Origin of the sequence: Gilvimarinus gilvus (assembly GCF_030518155.1) — a bacterium.
Lineage (GTDB): Bacteria > Pseudomonadota > Gammaproteobacteria > Pseudomonadales > Cellvibrionaceae > Gilvimarinus > Gilvimarinus gilvus.
In genome coordinates this window covers 212,426-232,278 of sequence record NZ_JAULRU010000418.1, presented here as the reverse complement: position 1 = coordinate 232,278, position 19,853 = coordinate 212,426, and the positions used below count along the sequence as shown (strand labels likewise).

The 19,853-nt window shown below is 51.9% G+C and carries 19 protein-coding genes; 15 read left to right on the top strand and 4 right to left on the bottom strand.

Features of this window, described 5'->3' with window-relative positions:
* Positions 1-104: 104 nt before the first annotated feature.
* On the bottom strand, positions 105-3,200 hold the full coding sequence (gene rne, locus QWI17_RS07770; RefSeq protein ID WP_302721949.1) for a ribonuclease E: 3,096 nt from the start codon (positions 3,198-3,200) through the stop codon (positions 105-107).
* A gap of 653 nt (positions 3,201-3,853) precedes the next feature.
* Between rne and rluC the strand changes: the two genes are divergently transcribed.
* On the top strand, positions 3,854-4,849 hold the full coding sequence (rluC, locus tag QWI17_RS07765) for a 23S rRNA pseudouridine(955/2504/2580) synthase RluC (RefSeq protein ID WP_302721948.1): 996 nt from the start codon (positions 3,854-3,856) through the stop codon (positions 4,847-4,849).
* Positions 4,850-4,852: 3 nt separating this feature from the next.
* Positions 4,853-5,494: an HAD-IIIA family hydrolase gene (locus QWI17_RS07760; RefSeq protein ID WP_302721947.1), complete on the top strand. Its 642-nt coding sequence runs from the start codon at positions 4,853-4,855 to the stop codon at positions 5,492-5,494.
* Here QWI17_RS07760 and QWI17_RS07755 read toward each other — a convergent pair.
* Complete coding sequence (locus tag QWI17_RS07755; RefSeq protein WP_302721946.1) at positions 5,491-6,093, bottom strand: Maf family protein; 603 nt, start codon at positions 6,091-6,093, stop codon at positions 5,491-5,493. The two genes, QWI17_RS07760 and QWI17_RS07755, sit on opposite strands and share 4 nt — an antisense overlap.
* A gap of 194 nt (positions 6,094-6,287) precedes the next feature.
* On the opposite strand from QWI17_RS07755, the gene QWI17_RS07750 reads away from it, so the two are divergent.
* The 13 genes from QWI17_RS07750 to QWI17_RS07690 all read left to right on the top strand — a co-directional run bounded on the left by QWI17_RS07750 (position 6,288) and on the right by QWI17_RS07690 (position 17,467).
* Positions 6,288-6,830, top strand: coding sequence for a YceD family protein (locus QWI17_RS07750; RefSeq protein ID WP_302721945.1), 543 nt, complete (start codon positions 6,288-6,290; stop codon positions 6,828-6,830).
* A gap of 53 nt (positions 6,831-6,883) precedes the next feature.
* Complete coding sequence (gene rpmF / locus QWI17_RS07745) at positions 6,884-7,066, top strand: 50S ribosomal protein L32 (RefSeq protein WP_302721944.1); 183 nt, start codon at positions 6,884-6,886, stop codon at positions 7,064-7,066.
* A 29-nt stretch (positions 7,067-7,095) separates the two neighbouring features.
* On the top strand, positions 7,096-8,088 hold the full coding sequence (plsX, locus tag QWI17_RS07740; protein WP_302721943.1) for a phosphate acyltransferase PlsX: 993 nt from the start codon (positions 7,096-7,098) through the stop codon (positions 8,086-8,088).
* Between the two features lie 94 nt (positions 8,089-8,182).
* Complete coding sequence (gene fabD / locus QWI17_RS07735; protein ID WP_302721942.1) at positions 8,183-9,124, top strand: ACP S-malonyltransferase; 942 nt, start codon at positions 8,183-8,185, stop codon at positions 9,122-9,124.
* A gap of 22 nt (positions 9,125-9,146) precedes the next feature.
* The gene (gene fabG / locus QWI17_RS07730) at positions 9,147-9,890 is read left to right on the top strand and encodes a 3-oxoacyl-ACP reductase FabG (RefSeq protein ID WP_302721941.1); all 744 of its coding nucleotides are present in this window, start codon (positions 9,147-9,149) and stop codon (positions 9,888-9,890) included.
* A 191-nt stretch (positions 9,891-10,081) separates the two neighbouring features.
* Positions 10,082-10,318 carry an acyl carrier protein gene (gene acpP / locus QWI17_RS07725; protein ID WP_020209685.1) on the top strand — a complete coding sequence of 79 codons (237 nt, stop codon included), beginning with the start codon at positions 10,082-10,084 and terminating at the stop codon, positions 10,316-10,318.
* Between the two features lie 135 nt (positions 10,319-10,453).
* Positions 10,454-11,695 (top strand): beta-ketoacyl-ACP synthase II, encoded by a 1,242-nt coding sequence (fabF, locus tag QWI17_RS07720; protein ID WP_302721940.1) that lies wholly within the window; start codon positions 10,454-10,456, stop codon positions 11,693-11,695.
* A 23-nt stretch (positions 11,696-11,718) separates the two neighbouring features.
* On the top strand, positions 11,719-12,600 hold the full coding sequence (gene pabC, locus QWI17_RS07715) for an aminodeoxychorismate lyase (RefSeq protein ID WP_302721939.1): 882 nt from the start codon (positions 11,719-11,721) through the stop codon (positions 12,598-12,600).
* Positions 12,593-13,654, top strand: coding sequence for an endolytic transglycosylase MltG (mltG, locus tag QWI17_RS07710; protein WP_302721938.1), 1,062 nt, complete (start codon positions 12,593-12,595; stop codon positions 13,652-13,654). The genes pabC and mltG overlap by 8 nt, the downstream gene beginning before the upstream one ends.
* An 83-nt stretch (positions 13,655-13,737) precedes the next feature.
* Positions 13,738-15,438 (top strand): glutamine--tRNA ligase/YqeY domain fusion protein, encoded by a 1,701-nt coding sequence (locus QWI17_RS07705; RefSeq protein ID WP_302721937.1) that lies wholly within the window; start codon positions 13,738-13,740, stop codon positions 15,436-15,438.
* A 31-nt stretch (positions 15,439-15,469) separates the two neighbouring features.
* Entirely contained in the window at positions 15,470-16,861 is a 1,392-nt protein-coding gene (cysS, locus tag QWI17_RS07700) for a cysteine--tRNA ligase (protein WP_302721936.1), read from the top strand.
* A 33-nt stretch (positions 16,862-16,894) separates the two neighbouring features.
* Positions 16,895-17,242 carry a rhodanese-like domain-containing protein gene (locus QWI17_RS07695; protein WP_302721935.1) on the top strand — a complete coding sequence of 116 codons (348 nt, stop codon included), beginning with the start codon at positions 16,895-16,897 and terminating at the stop codon, positions 17,240-17,242.
* A 21-nt stretch (positions 17,243-17,263) separates the two neighbouring features.
* Entirely contained in the window at positions 17,264-17,467 is a 204-nt protein-coding gene (locus QWI17_RS07690) for a hypothetical protein (RefSeq protein ID WP_302721934.1), read from the top strand.
* 29 nt (positions 17,468-17,496) lie between these two features.
* Here the strand turns inward: QWI17_RS07690 and QWI17_RS07685 are convergent, their stop codons facing one another.
* A complete protein-coding gene (locus tag QWI17_RS07685; RefSeq protein ID WP_302721933.1) occupies positions 17,497-18,774 on the bottom strand; it encodes an HlyC/CorC family transporter in 1,278 nt (425 codons plus the stop codon).
* A gap of 109 nt (positions 18,775-18,883) precedes the next feature.
* Positions 18,884-19,684 carry a cytochrome C assembly family protein gene (locus QWI17_RS07680; RefSeq protein ID WP_302721932.1) on the bottom strand — a complete coding sequence of 267 codons (801 nt, stop codon included), beginning with the start codon at positions 19,682-19,684 and terminating at the stop codon, positions 18,884-18,886.
* Positions 19,685-19,853: the final 169 nt, after the last annotated feature.

Genomic DNA, 19,853 nt, shown 5'->3' with positions numbered 1-19,853 from the left:
GAAAACCAATAAAAAAACCTGTTTATTCCTATACTTGCATACATTTTCGTATATTTGAGCAAGGAGTAACCACCGGGCTGATTGGGCCAGCCCGGTGGTGTGCTCTACTGGTTAAACTCGCCGTTTTCGCCGGCGGCCCGAGGGTCGTTGGCGGGGCGGGCAAGCTTGCGCGGGTTGTGCACAACACGCGAGGGCTGGCTGGTGTCCAGTGCCCGCGGTTGCGGTGTGCTGCGAGTTTCGGTCAAGATTCTCGTCTGCTGCACGGGCTTGGGCGATACGCGCGGATCGTTGGAGGCGCGAGTGAATACACGAGATGTCGCCTTGCCGCCATTTTTGTCGGCTAGCTGTACCTCGGCACTTTCCCGCGCAACTGGCTGTTCTTCAGTCTTCTCTGCCGCTGAGTTCGCTTCAATAGCGGTTTCGGCGACTGAAGCGCTGCCATCTTCTCCGGTGTTTGCCGCTGTATCGATTGGCGCCGGCGCAGTGACAGGGGCATTAACCTCTGCGGCAGGTGCTTGCTCAACCTCTGCAGCAGCGGGTACTTGCTCTTGCTCTGGAGCCTCGTTTACCGCGGATTGTTCGGTCTCGGTGTTGCCACTTTCCGTGCCGGACTTTGCAGTTTCTGCGTCGCTGACAATGTCGGGATTACTGGTCAGCGTTTGGGGGACGTGCTCTTTAGCTTCTTTGGGCTCCGCCTCTACCGCAGTTGCCAAATCGCTTGGCGCCGCCGCGTTGGCACTGCTAACTGCAAGTTCAGGCTTGGCCTGTTCTTGGGTGTCGCCTGTCGGTGCATTCTCTTTTGCGGGCTCAACATCTCGGCTCGGCTTTGTGGCAGTGTTTTCTTGTTTCTCGCCGTTGCTGTCGCGTGGCTGCTGATTTTGTGGTTTCGCGGCCGCCGGCTTTTGTTGCGATTCGCCAGCTTGTGCTACGTTAGTTTGCACCTTGCCTTTGTTTTCCGGTTTGTTGTCATTGCGTTGGCCTTCACGTTTGCTTTCGCTTTGTGACTTGTCTTCGCTTGCCGGATTGTTGGTCAGATCCTGTGTGTTTTGATTGTCGTTAGTGTCCCCGTCACGGCGACGGCGACGTTGATTCCTGCGGCGACCCGAAGGACGCTTTGCCGGACGCTGCTCATCAGACTCTGCAGTCTTGCTTTGTGGTTGACTCGCAACTTGACTTTGGTTGTCAGTCTGATTCTGCGTGTCCGAGTCATTTTCATTATTGCGGCTCTCGTCGCGATCACGATTGCGGTTGCGACCACGACCGCGGCGGCCACGATTAGAGCGATTGTCATTGCGTTCGCGCTTGTTCTGAGAGTCGTTGCCGTCATTGTCTGGCGCGCTGGGCTTGGATTTTGCCGACTCTTTTGTTTTGTTTTCGTTTTGTTGCTCGCGATCGTCATTCCTGTTGTTGCCACGGCGGTTGCGGTTCTGTTGTTTGCCTCCGCGACGCGAGCGTTGATTGCTTGGCTTGCGATTGTGCCCCTTGCTTTTGGGTTTTGATTTTTCCTGTTTCTCTTCGTCACTGAAAAGTTCTTGCAGCCAAGAAATCATGCGAGCCACTAATCCCGGCTGTGCTTTTACAGTAGGCGCGGGGGCTTGCTCGATGGGCGCTGTGGGTTGCACCAGTGGTTTTGGCAGTGCAACCGGTGCCTCTTCGGCGGTAGATTCATGCTCGTGATGCTCATCGCTGGCGACAATTTTGTAGCTTGTTTCCAAGGTTCCTTCGTCGTCGTCGCGTAAGCGTTGCACTTCAAAATGCGGCGTGGTCATTTCGCCGTTCGGCACAATCACAACACGGGTGTTATTGCGTTGCTCGATGCTGAAAATGGTTTTACGCTTTTCGTTGAGCAAATAGGTTGCGACAGACATTGGCGCAATTGCGCGTATTTCTGCGCTGCGTTCTTTTTGTGCTTCCTCTTCAACCAGTCGCAAAATAGACAGCGCAAGTGAGCGGGTACCGCGAATGGTGCCTTGACCATTACAGCGTGGACAGATTTTCGAGTGCACTTCACCCAGTGACGGGCGCAGTCGTTGACGAGACATTTCCAGCAGGCCGAAGCGGGAAATGCGCCCGATTTGCACGCGGGCCCGATCCATAGCAAGGGCGTCGCGAATTCGGTTTTCAACTTCGCGCTGATTGCGCGTAGCTTGCATATCAATAAAGTCGATAACAACCAGGCCGCCCATATCGCGCAAACGCAATTGGCGAGCAATTTCGTCGGCCGCTTCCAGGTTTGTTTGCACGGCCGTTTCTTCGATGTCGCCGCCTTTAGTGGCGCGCGAAGAGTTGATATCAATAGACACCAGCGCTTCGGTAACGTCGATAACGATCGAGCCGCCCGAAGGCAGTTTCACTTCGCGCTGGAATGCGGTTTCGATTTGGCTCTCTATTTGATAGCGGTTGAACAGTGGGATGTCGTCTTCGTAAAGCTTAACTTTGTTACCAAAGTTCGGCATGACCTGACCAATAAACCCTGAGGCAAGATCGAAAGACTCTTTATTGTCGACAATCACTTCGCCAACGTCTTGACGCAGGTAATCGCGTATTGCGCGAATAATGACGTTACTTTCCTGGAACAAAAATGCCGGCGCTTTTGCTTCTTTGGCACCCTTGTCGATCGACTCCCAGAGTTGCAGTAGGTAGTTTAAATCCCACTGCAATTCTTCTGCGCTGCGGCCAACACCGGCGGTGCGGATAATGATACCCATGCCATTGGGGATTTCGATCTGGCTGAGGGCATCGCGCAGCTCGGCGCGGTCTTCACCTTCAATACGGCGAGAGATGCCGCCGGCACGTGGATTGTTGGGCATTAATACCAGGTAGCGCCCCGCCAGACTAATAAAAGTAGTCAGTGCGGCACCTTTGTTGCCACGCTCCTCTTTATCCACCTGAACAATAACTTCGGTGCCTTCTTTAACAACCTCTTTGATTTTAATACGGCCGTCAGAGTCGCCGGAAGGCTTAGAGAAGTACTCGCGTGAGATTTCTTTTAGGGGCAAAAAGCCGTGACGCTCAGCGCCATAGTCGACAAAAGCAGCTTCTAAGCTGGGTTCAACCCGGGTGATTCGGCCTTTGTAAATATTGGCCTTTTTTTGCTCGCGATTGCGATTTTCAATGTCGAGATCGTATAACCACTGGCCGTCTACCAGTGCAACTCGCAACTCTTCTGGCTGAGTTGCATTTATAAGCATTCTTTTCATGCGTTTCCTAGTCTTACTTGTTGGGCGCAGCAGCCCAGCGACTCATCAACGCTAGCGTGTTTTGTGTCGTCTCTGGCCAGCCTTTATAGGGGCGGCCAGCGACGGTCGGATTGTTATTGAACTTCGTCGTCAGGCAGAGGCAAATGGGCTCTTCTGGCTGAAATGTCAATATTCTGTAGGTTATAACCCGTTTTAACCATTTGACCGGTTATTTCCGGTACGTAACTCTTAGCCTTTTCGGTGCAGTTGGCCAATGGGGCCGACATATTTTGTCTCTGGAGAGTCTAATATCTCTCGTTTACATTTATCTGCAAGCGTCCGGCTTGGTACTTTCACAAAACACAAATAGCGGATCAATCGCATTGCGCCAGCTGCGCAATGGTTTGGGTGTTCGCGCTGCACCTGCTCCCGTTTTGCTAGGGGTGGGGCGCGCGTCGCACCTGCTCAATTGCTTTCTTGGGATACCCTCTTCGGTTGAGAAGGGGGTATCAGGTAGCTGGCAGCGGTATTTCCTCGCGACATGCCTATTCACGCAATGTCCGGAAACCTGCCTGTCCCAGCTGGCTCGAATATATCAGTTAACACAAGCGCCGGCAAATCTTTATTCCATTAGAAGTTCCGGCACGTCTGGGTTTGCTGGTAAACTACCGCTTATGACAAGCCAGCCTAAAATCACCGCCGAACTCGATGAGCGGTTCTCCAGAGTCCAGTATTTGCCCGTAGACGATGAGTTGGCGGGGCAACGTATTGACAATTTTTTGGTTGCTCGCCTTAAAGGCGTGCCGCGAACTCACGTCTACAAGTTACTCCGAAAAGGCGAAGTGCGGGTCAACAAGGGGCGCATTAAGGCCGGCTATCGCCTTAAAGCGGGTGATACTGTTCGCGTTCCCCCGATGAAAGTGGCAAAAAAGGCTCCGCCTAAGCGCTTGAGTCATGGTTTAGGGCGCGTTCTCAATGAGGCGATTCTCTATGAGGATGACGGTATGTTGGTGGTTAACAAGCCATCCGGCATCGCTGTGCATGGTGGTAGTGGTGTCGATTTGGGGTTGATCGAGGCGCTGCGTCAGTTGCGGCCAGATGCCCGTTATCTGGAGTTGGTGCATCGGTTGGATCGGGATACGTCAGGGTGCATCATGGTGGCGAAAAAGCGCAGTTACTTGCGTCACTTGCAGCAATGCTTGCGTGATAAAACAGCGGGGGCTGACTCTATTACTAAAGTGTACCAGGCGTTGGCGGTCGGAAGTTGGCCTAAGAGCGCATTTGAGGTGAAAGCCCCCTTGCTCAAAATGGAGCTGGCCGCCGGGCGTGAGCGTATAGTCAAGGTACACCCTGAAGGCAAGCGCAGCCTGACGCGCTTTAAAGTGCTGCAGCGGTTCGATGGGTTCACCCTGTTAGAGGCGCGTCCTGTTACTGGTCGCACTCACCAAATTCGGGTCCACGCACAATACAAGCAGTGTCCACTGCTGGGGGATGAAAAGTACGGACGTGACGATGTCAATGAGCGGATGCGCCGGTGCGGAGCTAAACGCTTGTTTCTACATGCGAGTTCGTTGACGTTTGCTCTACCGCATGACCGAGGGGTTATTACCGTTGAGGCGCCCTTGGCGGATGACCTTCAGTGTGTGGTTGAGCAGCTGCAGGAGATTTAACCTTTGTTCTTTATATTTGATTGGGACGGCACTTTGAGTGACTCGACCGGCACTATCGTGCTGGCGATGCAGCGCGCGGCCGAGGATCTTGGCTGGGAGCGGCCTGCGTCGGATAAGGTGCGCAACATTATTGGCTTGGGCTTGCCTGAGGCGATTGAGGTGATGTACCCCGGAATCGAGCAAAGTGACTTCGTTGGTTTGCGAGATGGTTATCGCAAGCATTATTTGGCGCTGGACAAGATGAAGCCTGCGGCATTTTACCCCAAGGTATTAGAGACGCTGCAGCACTTAAAAAGTGAGGGGCATATACTTGCTGTGGCTACGGGTAAGAGTCGGCGAGGGCTAGATCGCGTGCTGAAGTCGCTGCAGCTCGAAGATTTTTTTCACGCGAGCCGGTGCGCGGATGAAACCGCGTCCAAGCCCGACCCGTTAATGCTGGCCCAGCTCATGACCGAGATGGCGGTGGGGCCGCAAGACTCGGTTATGGTTGGCGATACTGAGTACGATATGGAAATGGGGCGTCGCGCGGGCATGGACCGTATCGCCGTATCTTACGGTGCGCACGAGCCCGGCCGGTTAACGCCTTATGACCCGGCGCTTTGCCTAGACTGCTTCTCCGGGCTCTTGGCGTGGGATAGGCTTTAGGCAGGGCGTGCGTGCAGCAGAACGTCTAGGCCTGCTTGCGCCAATAGTTCTACCAGGGCGATCAGGGGAAGGCCAATCAGGCTGTTGGGGTCGCGGCCATCCATTTGTTCAAAAAGTGCAATCCCTAGTTTTTCGCATTTGAAGCTGCCGGCACAATCGTAGGGTTGGTCGTGCCTTAGGTAGCCGTCTATTTGCTGGTCGCTTAGGGATCTGAACTTTACCCGGTAGCGCTCAACGGTTCGGTATTCTTGATTGGTTGCAGCGTTGTAAACGCTTAGCCCGGTGTGGAACGTCAGCCACTGGCCGCGCGCGCTCGATAACTGCTTAAATGCTTGGTCGTAGCCGCCCGGTTTGCCGATAGTGCCGCCGTCAAGGCTTGCCACTTGGTCCGACCCGATGATCAGCGATTTGGGGAAACTGGCAGCAATTGCGCGAGCTTTGTTTGAGGCCAGACGCAAGGCGAGCCTTTCGGGTAACTCCTGTTGTTGTGGCGACTCGTCTATGTTGGGAGATTGAGTGACGAAGGGGATCCCAAGGCGCTCGAGAAGTTGAGCCCGATAAGGGGAGCTAGAGGCGAGAACAATATGCGGCTGGGACATAAAAGTGGTCGTCTTCCGTTGAGAGTTTATGGTCGGCAAGTCTACCAAATACGGCCGGTTGCGGTTTTGTGGGAGTGAATCCGAGTGCTTGGTGCCCGCCCCGAGCCCTAAAAAGGAAAAACCTGGCTCAATTTGCGTGTTTAGGGCTATTTTCCTTTGACAGCGGGGGGTTGTATCCCTATTATTGCGCGCTTATGTCTCAAGCACCTACAACTAAGTCGTTACCGCAGCGGGGAGATCCCCGAAAATACGCTCAACAGGGCGTTAAATTAAGCGGTAATCTGGCGCTTGACTCCTTGCCTCGGTTAAAAGAGGCGGTGGTTGAGGGCAGTGGAGATGTTTCTGCAGAGTTGTCTTTTGGTTTTAGCGAAGAAGGCAAGCGCGTGCTCAATGGGCATGTTCAGGGCAGTGTTAGCTTAATTTGTCAGCGCTGCCTAGAACCCGTTGAACACGTAATCGACTGCAGAATCCATGTGGGGATAGTGTGGAATGAGGATCAGGCGAAGGCTTTGCCGCGCTCAATGGATCCTTGGATTGTAGGCGAAGGCCAGGCAGACTTTTACGACATTGTCGAAGAAGAGCTGTTGCTGGACTTGCCGCAGGTGGTTTATCACGACGAGCAATGTGTCCCCAGGGAGCGTTTCGTTAGTGAGTCTACCGAAGGTGTCGGGGCTGAAGAGTCCAGGCCAAACCCGTTTCAAGTTCTGGAGCAACTTAAAGGAACGCCGAAAAAGTAGCTTGGCTACAAGAGGCGCCCCAGCTTCAGTTTTTTGTTATATAGGAGTTAATCATGGCAGTTCAAAAAAGTAAAAAGACCCGTTCCAAGCGCGGAATGCGTCGCTCTCACGATGCGTTAACCGGACAAACCCTGTCTGTTGATCCAACCAGTGGTGAGAAGCACTTGCGTCACCATGTGACCGCTGACGGTTTCTACCGTGGTCGCAAAGTGATCGAAAAAGCATCAGACGAGTAAGTTCGTCTAGCCGATGAGACGATTCAACCTTGGCTGAATCTATTCGATTGGCATTAGATGCGATGAGCGGGGACTTCGGTCCCCGTATTACTATCCCCGCTGCGCTCGCTTTTGCCGAGGCCTTCCCCAATGCGCACTTGCAGTTGTACGGCAAGGCTGACGCTATATCCGAATACCTGCCTGCTAAGCCACCGATCAATGTTTCAGTCGTCGATTGTGAGGGGGTAATTGCTATGGACACAGCGCCGAAACTGGCCCTGCGCAATGGCAATGGATCCTCGATGGCCGAAGCGCTCAAGGCGGTTGCCGAAAAACGCGCGCAAGCCTGTGTGAGCGCGGGTAACAGCGGTGCGCTAATGTTGCTCGCGAAGCGTCATCTGGGCATGTTGGACGGCGTCGCGTGGCCGGCATTTTGTAAGTCGATGCCGGTAGAGCGAGGCGCGACTGTCATGTTGGATTTGGGTGGAAATATTCAAAGTAGCGTTGCGCAGTTGATTCAATTCGCTCGCATGGGCAGCGTGTTGGCAATGGACAATTCCGGTGCGCAGCCTAAGGTTGCCCTGTTAAATATTGGTACTGAGTCAGGTAAAGGTACGGCTCTGATCCGCGAGTGCGCTGATCAGCTAGAGCAACTTGACGATATAAATTATGTTGGATTTATCGAGGCGGACGACATTTTCTCGGGCAAGGTCGCCGTCATAGTTTGTGATGGGTTTAATGGCAATGTAGCGCTCAAAGCGAGCGAAGGTGTTGCAAGACTTATTGCACGGCGTATTGAAGAGAGCTTTAGCCGTTGGCCTGGAAAATTGGCGGGTTTGATTATATGGCCAATTTTGCGGCATTGGCGCCGCGAATTGAATCCAGATGCGTATAATGGCGCTACCTTGGTTGGCCTTAACAGTACCGTGATAAAAAGCCACGGTGCTGCTGGTGTAGAGGCCACTTGCCATGCATTAAAATTGGCGCTCGATCAGGCGAGCTATGATGCGCCTGAAAAAATTCGTTGCGCTCTGCGTCAATAGTTGACTCGTGAGTCGGTATGACGTTGTAGAGAGAGTGGGTTGGGTGTACGGCTCGAAAAGTTTTAAAAGTTTGGATAATCAAAAGAGATAAGTTATGACGATTGCAAATTTGGCCTTCGTTTTTCCCGGTCAAGGTTCACAAAAAATCGGTATGCTCAGTGAGTTGGCGGCCGAGTATCCTGTGGTGCAGCAAACTTTTGCCGAAGCCAGTGACGTGTTGGGTTACGATCTATGGGAGCGCGTACAGAGTGGCTCCCAGGAAGAAATTAATATGACCGAGTGCACGCAGCCCTTATTGCTAACCGCAAGCGTCGCCTGCTGGCGTGTGTGGTCTGAGCGTGACGGAGCTGAACCCGCGTTTATGGCGGGGCATAGTCTGGGGGAATGGTCTGCGCTTGTGTGTGCCGGTGTCGTTGCGTTTGCTGATGCGGTGAATTTGGTACGTCAGCGCGGCAAGTTCATGCAAGAAGCTGTCCCGGCGGGGCAGGGTGCTATGGCTGCAATTATTGGCCTCGATGACGCTGCGATTGTTTGCGCTTGCGAGGCAGCGGCAGGCGCAGATGTTGTGTGTCCGGTTAACTTTAACTCACCAGGGCAGGTTGTTATTGCCGGTACCACCGACGCCGTTGAGCGCGCTATGGCACTGTGTAAAGAGGCGGGGGCAAAACGCGCCTTGCCATTGCCGGTAAGTGCTCCGTTTCACACCAGCTTGATGAAGCCTGCCGCCGATCGTTTGGCCGAACTGGTGGAGGCGACGACATTCAATGCCCCGCAAGTGCCGGTTGTGCACAACGTAAATGCGCAAACCGAATCTGACCCAGCCCGAATCAAAGCGCTTATGATAGAGCAAATTTACGCGCCGGTGCTTTGGGTGGACTGTGTTAATACCATGAAAGATGCAGGTGTTAACCTGTTGCTGGAATGTGGGCCCGGTAAGGTTTTAGCGGGACTCGCAAAGCGTATTGATCGGTCATTGACGGCCAGTGGCTTAGAATCGCCGCAAGATTTTGACAGCGGCTTGTCGACAGTAGCATAAGGATTAACAGAGAATTTTTACTATGAGTTTAGAAAACAAAGTAGCATTGGTGACCGGTGCAAGCCGTGGAATTGGCGCAGCTATCGCTGATCATCTGGGACAGGCAGGTGCTATTGTCATCGGTACAGCCACCTCAGAAAAGGGGGCTGCAGCGATTTCGGAAACAATTAAAGCGGCCGGCCATCAAGGCTGTGGTATGGTGCTAAACGTAACGGATGCGGACTCTGTGCAGAGCTTACTGGCTGCGGTCACCGAGCAGTATGGAGCGCCGGTGGTGCTGGTCAACAACGCGGGTATTACCAAAGACAACCTGCTGATGCGTATGACCGATGAGCAGTGGTTTGACGTGATTAATACCAACCTCAGTGCCATTTATCGATTGAGTAAGGCGGTATTACGAGGCATGATGAAAAACCGTTGGGGACGCATTATCAATGTGGGCTCTGTGGTAGGCTCCATGGGTAACCCGGGCCAGTCCAATTATGCAGCCACTAAGGCAGCCGTTGCCGGGTTTGCGCGGTCTCTGGCCGCAGAGGTGGGGTCGCGTGGTATTACCGTCAACACCGTAGCCCCGGGCTTTATTGACACCGACATGACGAAAGTCTTGCCTGAGGAGCAGAAAGCCGAGTTGCTCACCCGTATCCCTCTGGGGCGTCTCGGTAAACCAGAAGAGATCGCAGCTGTGGTAGGATTCTTAGCTTCAGATGCCGGTGGTTACGTGTCAGGTGAGACTATTCAGGTAAATGGCGGCATGTACATGTGTTAATTGGTTTTTTAACTGATTGATTTTAAAGAAAAAAGTGATTGGGGGTAAAGTTTTTTCCCCCTATGCGTTACAACAAGGTGAAAATAGATGTAAAATGCGCGTCGATTTCGCCGGAGATATAATGGAACCGCCACAGTGGTTCTGAATGTGACGGTTTCGTCGATACTACCTATTAGGAGTTGAATTAGATCATGAGCAGCATTGAAGAACGCGTAAAAAAAATCGTTGCTGAGCAACTGGGCGTTAAAGAAGATGAAGTGAAAGCCGAGGCTTCTTTCGTTGAAGATTTAGGCGCGGACTCACTGGATACAGTAGAACTGGTAATGGCTTTGGAAGAAGAGTTCGAAACCGAAATTCCAGATGAAGAAGCCGAAAAAATCACCACCGTTCAGCTGGCCATCGATTACATCAATGCCAACCTGGCGTAATCTGCGAATTTATTGATTCCAGATTTATACGAAAGCCGTATTATTGAAAAATAGTACGGCTTTTTCTTTTCATCGCTGTCCGCCTTCAAGGTGGGTGGATGTACGTAAGTTTCCTGTTTAGGGAGATAGAGTTTCGTGTCGCGCAAAAGAGTTGTCATTACCGGCCTTGGCATGGTCAGCCCCCTTGGCAATACCGTAGAGGACACTTGGTCCGGTATTCTGAACGGAAAAAGCGGTGTGGCGCCGATTTCTGCATTTGATGCATCGGCTTTTACCACCCAGTTCTCCGCTTCCGTTAAAGACTTTTCCGTCGACGGATACTTCCCGACCAAAGACGCCAGAAAAATGGATCCGTTTATCCAATTTGGTATGGTGGCGGGTATTCAGGCTATGCGCGACAGTGGTCTGGACGTTAACGATGAAAATGGCAATCGAATCGGTGTTTCCATTGGCTCAGGAATTGGCGGTATCGGTACCATAGAAAATGGCACCTTAGTGGTCGAGCACAAAGGGCCTCGACGCATGTCGCCGTTCTTTGTGCCTGGCGCCATTATTAATATGATTGCCGGAAACCTGTCAATCCATTATGGATTGCGTGGACCCAACATCGCTGTGACTACGGCATGTACCACGGGCACCCACTGTATTGGTCTCGCGGCGCGTTCAATCATGTACGGTGATGCCGATGTTATGCTTGCCGGCGGCGCGGAAATGGCAACGACACCGGTAGGTTTAGGTGGTTTTGCCGCGGCACGTGCGCTCTCTACCCGCAATGATGATCCCTCGGCGGCAAGCAGGCCTTGGGATAAAGACCGTGATGGGTTTGTTCTTGGCGATGGTGCAGGTGTTATGGTGCTAGAAGAGTACGAACATGCCAAGGCGCGCGGCGCGAAAATCTATGCCGAACTTATTGGTTTTGGTATGAGTGGTGATGCCTATCACATGACTTCCCCCCCAGAAGACGGCGCGGGCGCCGCCCTGTCCATGCAAAATGCCGTTAAAGATGCCGGTATTGAGCTGTCGCGTATCAATTATATTAACGCTCACGGAACGTCTACCCCCGCCGGTGATAAAGCCGAGTGTCACGCGGTTAAAACTGTGATGCAATCTGCTGTCGATCAAGTGGCTGTTAGTTCAACTAAATCGATGATTGGACATTTGTTGGGAGCCGCAGGCGCTGTGGAGGCAATATTCAGTGTATTGGCAATACGTGATCAGGTGGCTCCACCTACGATCAACCTTGATAATCCAGATGATGGTTGTGATATCAACTTAGTGCCCAATACGGCTCAAGAGCGAGCCATTCAAGCGGTGCTGAGCAATTCTTTCGGGTTTGGCGGCACCAACGGCTCGCTGATCTTTTCTAAAATCAATTAAGTTACGCTTTCCGGGCGCTTGCTGTGACCACTAACCAGAGTCCTAAAATTTGGGTCGACGGGGTAATGGGTGAGCGCCTTAGCCCCCTCGATCGTGGATTCGCATACGGCGACGGCCTGTTTGAAACTTGCCGGATTGCAGACGGCTGTATTCCCCTTTGGTCCTGGCACCTGGCGCGACTTTGTCGCGACCTTGCTCGCCTCAACATTGATGTGTCCCGGGCAGAGTTAGAGCGACTGGTGCGGTTAGCGCTTGCCGACTCAAATGGCGCTGGCATTGTTAAAATTGTGGTGACGCGAGCGGCGAGTGGGCGAGGCTATCAAGCCGCCGGTAACAGCGCGGCAACGGTGGTGGTTATGCTTTATCCACATAGCCGAAATCAGCCTAAACATTATCGAATCCGGATTTGCAATTCACACGTCTCGCAAAATAGTACTATCGCGGGTATGAAGCATCTCTGTCGGCTCGAAAATGTGCTTGCTCGCTCCGAGTGGTCTGACGAAACCATCCACGAAGGCCTGATGTTGGATCGCGATGGTTACGTAATTGAGGGGACGGCACATAACGTGTTTGTCATAACGAATGGCGAGCTGGTGACGCCGACTCTAAATGAGTCAGGTGTGCGCGGCGTAATGCGTCAATTGATATGTGAACAGCTTGCTCCCGCATTAGATATTTCTGTGAGAGAGGCGAAGCTGCAGGTTGATGATGTCATGAGCGCGAGTGAAGTGTTTTTTTGCAACAGTAATGTAGGAGTAGTGGCGGTTACAGAACTATTGAGCCCTGCTGGTGCCACGATCGCGCAGTATTCTGCCGCCGCGGTCGCCGAAAAATTGCAGCGAAAGTTAACCAGCTACGTTGAGCAGCAAAGCCGGGCCGGCGAAATGCGAGGCGATAATGGGTAGAGTCGCGTTGAGTTTGCTGCGTAAGTTTTTATTGCTTGGTGCCCTCGCTGGAGCCGCTGCGGCGTTTGGAGCCTATCAGTACTTCACCCAGTGGTTTCATGCCCCTATGGCAATCGGGCCGTCTGAGCTCACGTACGAGCTCAAGCGTGGCGGCAGCCTCAGTGGAGCCGTTACTGACTTAAGTGCAAAACAAGTTTTGAGTCACCCCAGGATACTGCTCTATGTTGCGAAGGTCACCGGTCGGTCAGCGGTAAAGGCGGGCGAATATAAAATCGTCAGTGGGACGACGCCTGCGCAATTGCTGGAGTTACTTCACCGCGGGGATGTCGTCGAGCATAGCATCACTTTGATCGAGGGTTGGACGTTTGCGCAGGCCATTGCCGCCTTGTCAGAGGCGCCAAAGTTAAAGCCGTTGTTGCAGGGGGAGGATCTAAACACACAGTTATCCATGTTGGACTTGCCCATTGAGCACCCCGAGGGCTGGTTTTTCCCCGATACCTATTATTACACCGCCGGCACTACCGATATTGAGATTCTGCATCGTGCGTATCGAAAGATGCGAGATACGCTGGATGAGCTTTGGCAGGCGCGGGCGCTAAGCTTACCTTATGATTCGCCTTATGAGGCGTTGATCATGGCGTCCATCGTTGAGCGCGAAACCGGAGCCGCCTGGGAGCGACAAAAAATAGCCGGAGTTTTTGTGCGTCGCCTGAATCAGGGGATGCGCTTGCAAACAGACCCCACGGTAATTTATGGAATGGGGGCGAGGTACCAGGGGCGTATTAGTCGGGCGGATTTAAGGCGTCCTACTCCCTATAACACTTATGTTATCGACGGCTTACCGCCTACGCCTATCGCCTTGCCGGGACGAGAGGCAATTTTTGCCAGTCTACACCCGGAGCAAGGCAGTGAAGTCTACTTTGTCGCCAGAGGTGACGGCACTCACAGCTTTTCTACGACTCTCGAGGAGCATAATGCGGCGGTGCGACGCTATCAATTGCAGCGCTCCAGCGATTATCGTTCTACACCACCTCCTGAACGCTCGACACAGTAGGAAAACAGCCCGCTAGGTTATACAATAACGGGCTTGGCCTGCGCACCACTTGGCGCCACCCCTGAATCTGGATTGAGAGCAGTATGAGCGATACCCCCGTAGCGGAAAAATCAGCGGCTGAGAAGCCCGCACACTTTTTGCAAAATATCATCAAGGCGGATCTGAGTGCTGGACAAACCGGCGCCATTGTCACGCGATTCCCACCAGAGCCAAACGGCTATCTGCATATTGGCCATGCGAAATCTATTTGCCTAAATTTCGGGCTTGCCAAGGAGTTTGGTGGTCAGTGTAATTTGCGTTTTGACGACACGAATCCGGAAAAAGAAAGTGAAGAATACGTTCAGGCAATCAAGCGTGATGTTACGTGGTTAGGGTTTGAGTGGGCCGGTGATATTCGTTTTACCTCTGACTATTTTGATCAGCTTTATGCGTGGGCTTTGGAGTTGATTAAGGCTGGCAAAGCTTACGTGTGTGACCTTTCGCCAGATCAAGCGCGTGAGCATCGGGGGACACTCAAAGAACCGGGTAAAAACAGCCCTTTTCGCGACCGCAGTGTCGAGGAAAATTTGGCACTGTTCGAGAAAATGCGTTCTGGTGAGTTAGCAGAAGGCAGTTGTTCGCTACGAGCAAAAATTGATATGGCCGCCCCAAATATTAATTTGCGCGACCCTATCATCTATCGTATTAAACACGTTGCGCATCATCATACGGGCGACAAATGGTGCATCTATCCCTCCTATGATTTTGCGCATGGACAAAGTGATGCCATCGAAGGTGTTACTCACTCAATTTGCACCCTCGAATTTGAGGATCACAGACCCCTGTACGAATGGTTTGTGGAGAATTTATCGGTACCGGCGACGCCAAAACAGTATGAGTTTGCGCGTTTAAACCTCAACTATACTGTCACCAGTAAGCGCAAGTTACTGCAATTGGTGACAGAAGGGCATGTTGACGGCTGGGACGATCCGCGCATGCCGACGATATCGGGTATGCGCCGACGCGGTTATACCCCTGCGTCGTTGCGCAACTTCTGTGAGCGTATTGGCGTTACACGTTCCGACAGCGTGGTCGACGTCGGCATGTTGGAGTTTTGTGTGCGCGATGATTTAGACAAAAATGCCCCGCGCGCGATGTGTGTGCTTCGTCCACTGAAAGTTACACTGACGAATTACGATGCCGGGAAAGTAGAAACAGTAACGGCGCCCGGTCATCCCAACCGAGCCGATTTGGCAGAGCGTGAGTTGTCATTCAGCAACACAATCTTTATTGATGTGGAAGATTTTCGTGAAGAGGCCAATAAAAAATACAAACGGTTAGTCATTGGCAAGCGAGTTCGTTTGCGCAACGCCTACGTAATCGAAGCCGATGAGTGTGTCAAAGACGAGGCCGGCAATATCGTTGAAGTTAAAGCCCGGGTGATTGAAGACACCATTGGCAAGGATCCCGCCGACGGCGTTAAGCCCAAAGGGGTGATTCACTGGGTGAGCGATCACAATCATATTGACTGTGATGTGCGTTTGTATGACCGTCTGTTTCAGGATGAAAACCCAGGTGCTGGCGGCAGTGACTTTTTACAGGGTATAAATCCAGCTAATCTCGAGGTTTTAACAGGCTGTAAAGCTGAACCGTCGCTTGCCAGTGCGGTAGCAGAAACGCCGTACCAGTTTGAACGCGAAGGCTATTTCTGTCTCGATGCGACCTACACAGAAGCTTCGGGTAAGCCCGTTTTCAATCGCACCATCGGCTTGCGTGATAGTTGGGCGAAAATTTCCAACCAATAAACCCCAGTTTTTCCGTTATACAGGAAGTGGCATGTCCCTGAAGATATACAGCACGCTTACGCGCAATAAAGAAGAGTTTAAGCCTAATCAGGCCGGCAAAATTAGCATGTATGTGTGCGGTATTACCGTGTACGACTACTGTCATATCGGTCATGCACGAGTGCTGGTTGCGTTTGATGTAATTACACGCTTTTTACGCGCCCGCGGTTGGGATGTTCACTATGTGCGCAATATCACCGATATCGACGACAAGATAATTAAGCGGGCGGATGAAAATGGTGAGGATTACACTGACCTCACATCCCGTTTTATTGACTTTATGCATGAAGACGAGCGAGCGTTAGGGGTTGTACAGCCTAGCCAGGAACCCAGGGCCACAGCTCACATTAAAGACATTGTTCAAATGGTTGGCGAGCTGATTGCGAAAGGACATGCCTATGCGGCCAGCAATGGTGATGTTTACTACCGCGTTAGCAGTTTCGCTGAGTACGGCAAGCTGACCAACAAAAATCCGGAGGACTTATTGGCGGGCGCCCGGGTTGAGGTGGATGAAGCTAAAGAAGATCCGCGCGATTTCGCGCTCTGGAAGCACGCAGAAGACCGCGAGGTAGGTTGGCCGTCGCCTTGGGGGAAAGGGCGCCCAGGTTGGCATATTGAGTGTTCTGCGATGAGTAAGCATTGCCTCGGAGCGAACTTTGACATCCATGGTGGCGGGCCGGATTTACCTTTTCCTCATCATGAAAACGAAATCGCGCAAAGTGAAGCGGCGAATGGTTGCACCTATGCAAACTATTGGATGCATGCGGGGGCTGTACGTTTAGACGGTGAAAAAATGTCAAAATCGCTTGGCAACTTTTTCACGATTCGCGAAGTACTCAAGAAGTATCACCCAGAAACAGTTCGCTATGTTTTGCTGGGTAGTCACTACCGCAGCCCCATTAATTACTCTGAAGATAACTTGATCGAGGCGCGATCGGGCCTGGAACGTTTCTACAGCGCATTGCGCGGGTACGAAAATGTAGAGGTCGTAGCGCTTGCCGAGTTGAGTGATGATTATAGTGCTCGCTTTATAGCGGCAATGGAGGACGACTTTAATACCAGTGTTGCTCTTGCCGCCATGTTTGATGCGGTGCGCGCACTAAACACTGCAAAAGGTACGGCGGAGGCCCAATCACTGGCTGTTTCCATTAAAACCATGGGGCAGGTGTTGGGTATTTTGCAGGACGTTCCCGATGCTTTTTTACAAGCCGATAGCGGTGAGGGTATGCAGGCCCGCGACATTGAAGCCCTAATTGCTGAACGTGTTCAAGCCAAACTCGATAAGAACTTCGCGCGCGCTGATGAGATTAGAGCTCAACTGACTGATGCGGGAATTATGCTGGAAGACTCTGCTGAAGGCACAAAATGGCGGCGCGAGTCTTAATCGTTAGATGCGGCAAACCTTGAGGTGTATAGCATGAAACAATGGTTGCGTTTGTTGGGATGTTGTTCTGTTTTGTGGTTCAGTGGGCTGGTTGCTGCTCATGGTGGCGATACTGTCTGGATAGATGTTCGCACTGCGCAGGAATATGACGAGGGGCATCTTAAAGAAGCAATCAATATACCTCACGATCAAATTACAGCTGCTATTTCTGAGGTGGAGGCTGATACTGCGACTGAGATTGTGCTTTATTGCCGCAGCGGCCGACGCGCTGAACTGGCGAAGCAGGCTCTGAACGAATTAGGCTATAGCAATGTTGTTAATGCCAGAGATCAAGACGGCGCCGAAGCTCTGTATCACGAGCGTAGCGAACACGCACACTAACTATTGCTCCGAGGTAGCTTGATGTTTCGAGGTTTGGGCCGTTATCGCAGGCTCGCAGGTACGTGCTTTTTAGCCTCTGGCTGTTTTGTGGCTCTGGCAATATTTGGCTGGGGTCTGTCTTTGCGCGAGGCGGGGTCGTACCTGTTGATCAGTGGCTTTTTGTTAGTTGCCCTCTTGTTAGTGGCCGCTGGTGCGGGGTGGATTTTACATAAGCTGCGCAACTAACATTGCCGGCACGTCGGGTTGGCAGTTTGTTACTGAATAGTTTCATCCATATGCACCCGAAACCAGCCAATCATTTTGTCGGTAATCTCTTCCGTTTCAAAGATGTACTGGTCAATGGTAAAGCTCACGTTTGCATCCGGTATTCGCTCCATATACTCCATTGCCAATCCATTTAAGGTTTTCGGTCCGTCGGTCGGCAGCGCCCAATCCAGGTTGCGATTAATGTCCCTAATGAAGGTGCCACCGTGAATTTTGTAGGTGCCATCATCCTGCTCAATAATGTCTTCCTCGCTTTCCTCAGCGATATTGGTCGTGAAGTCGCCGACAATTTCCTCTAGTAAATCTTCCATGGTTACGATGCCCTGTACTTCACCATACTCATTGACGACAAGCGCCATACGGCTTTTTTGGGTCTGGAAATTTAGCAGTTGAGTGTGAAGCGGCGTTGATTCTGGAACAAAGTAGGGGTCATCCGAAAAAGACAGAATGTTATCCTTGGTAACAAGCGTGTCATCGCCATGTAAAAAGCGAGCCACGTTGCGCAAATGTAGAATGCCGACCACATTATTTAGATCGTTAGTGTAGACGGGCAGTCGAGTGTATTCGCTGGTGCGGATTTTCTCTAGCAAGGTGTCGACATCATCTTCCAGGTCGAGGCCCGCTACTTCATTGCGCGGGATCATGATGTCTTCGGCTGTGGATTTTTCCAAATCCAGAATGTTAAGTAGCATACCCTGATGCTGGTCGGGAATAAGCTCTCCGGCTTCATCTACCACCGTGCGCAGCTCTTCCGGGTCCAGGTGCTCAATGGTGCTGTGAGCCTTGTGGATGCCGAGCATTTTGGTTAGGCCATTGGAGATGCCGTTCACCAGCATTACCGCCGGCATAAGCAGGTAGGAAAGGGGTTTTAGTATCAGGCTCGCCCAAAATGAAATTCGCTCAGAGTATAAAGTGGCCAATGTTTTTGGCGTGACCTCGGCGAAAACCAGCATAAAAAGTGTCAATATAACGCCGCCAATAATTGGGCCGGTATCCCCACCGATCAAGCGGGCGGCGATTATGCCGGTGATAATGGCGGCAAAGTTATTGGCGAGATTGTTGCCAATTAGAATCAGACCAATGAGCCGGTCTGGCCGCTGCAAAAGCTGCTCGACCCGAATGGCGCCATGGTGTCCCTTCTTACTGAGGTGTTTTAGCCGATAACGGTTAATGGCCATCATGGCCGTCTCGGAGCCTGAGAAAAAGGCAGACGTGACCAGCAGCGCTGCCAGAATGCCAAATAACAGCTCTATGGGTATATCGTTCAAGGAGGTGTAACACCTGTTCTACAAACCGGCCCAGTATCTTGAAGTAGTTTCGCAAAATGCGCAATAGACAGGGTGGTTTGGTTGTTGATTAGGGCTTGGTATTTTGTGGTTAACGAATATTGAGTATGAATTCAAGCACGAGTTTGCTGCCGAAATAGGCCAGCATCAGGCAGGCGAAACCCACCAGTGTCCAGCGTATGGCGGTATAGCCTCGCCAGCCCAGTTTGTAGCGCCCCCAGAGCAAAACCGAATATATGCACCAGGCCAGTAGGGTAAAGACGGTTTTATGCACGACATGCTGGGCAAATAGATCGTCTAAAAATATGATTCCTGAAACTATCGCCGCGGTGAGTAAAATCTGACCTGCCCAAAGCATCTCAAACAACAGAGATTCCATTGTTTGTAGGGGCGGTAGCAAGCCCGCTGGCGGCAGGGCGCGCTTGTGCTTTAAGCGGTAATTTTGAAAGGTGATAAACAATGCCTGCAGCGTCGCAATTGTCAGCAGGCTATAGGCCGTAATAGATAGTAGAACATGACTGGCAAGACCTAAAGTTAGCGGTGTTACCGTGCTCGAGCCACTGATTGCCAGCGAACCCGCCATAGCAAGCAGCGTGAGTGGGATCAGCAATATGAATAAATTTTGTACGGGCTTTTTAAAGGAGCTCAGCAAAACAATGGCGTTTACCGAAAAGAAGACCAAAGAGAGCATGGAAAATAGCTGTAAATTGAGCCCCTCGGGGGTCACGATAAGCTCCATACAGGCGTAGCCATGAGCCACTATTGCAGTGCACATTAACGGCAGCAAGATACCACGAGGCGCTTTTCTAAGGCGGAGAACGGCAGCAAACAGGTAGCTACCCGCCAATAAATAGAGGCCAATGGCGAAGATGTTGGCTGTATGCGCTGACATTAGGTCGACATTTTCCTTACTAAACCCATCACAGAGCGCAGAGTGTGTCACAAGCGGGGCGGGTTGAGAAGTCTTATATGAGAATGGCTATCATCTTTGTGGGAGAGCACAAGACGAATGGGTGTTTAACACGTTATAATTGGGCTACTTTTGCATTACGCCCAAGATC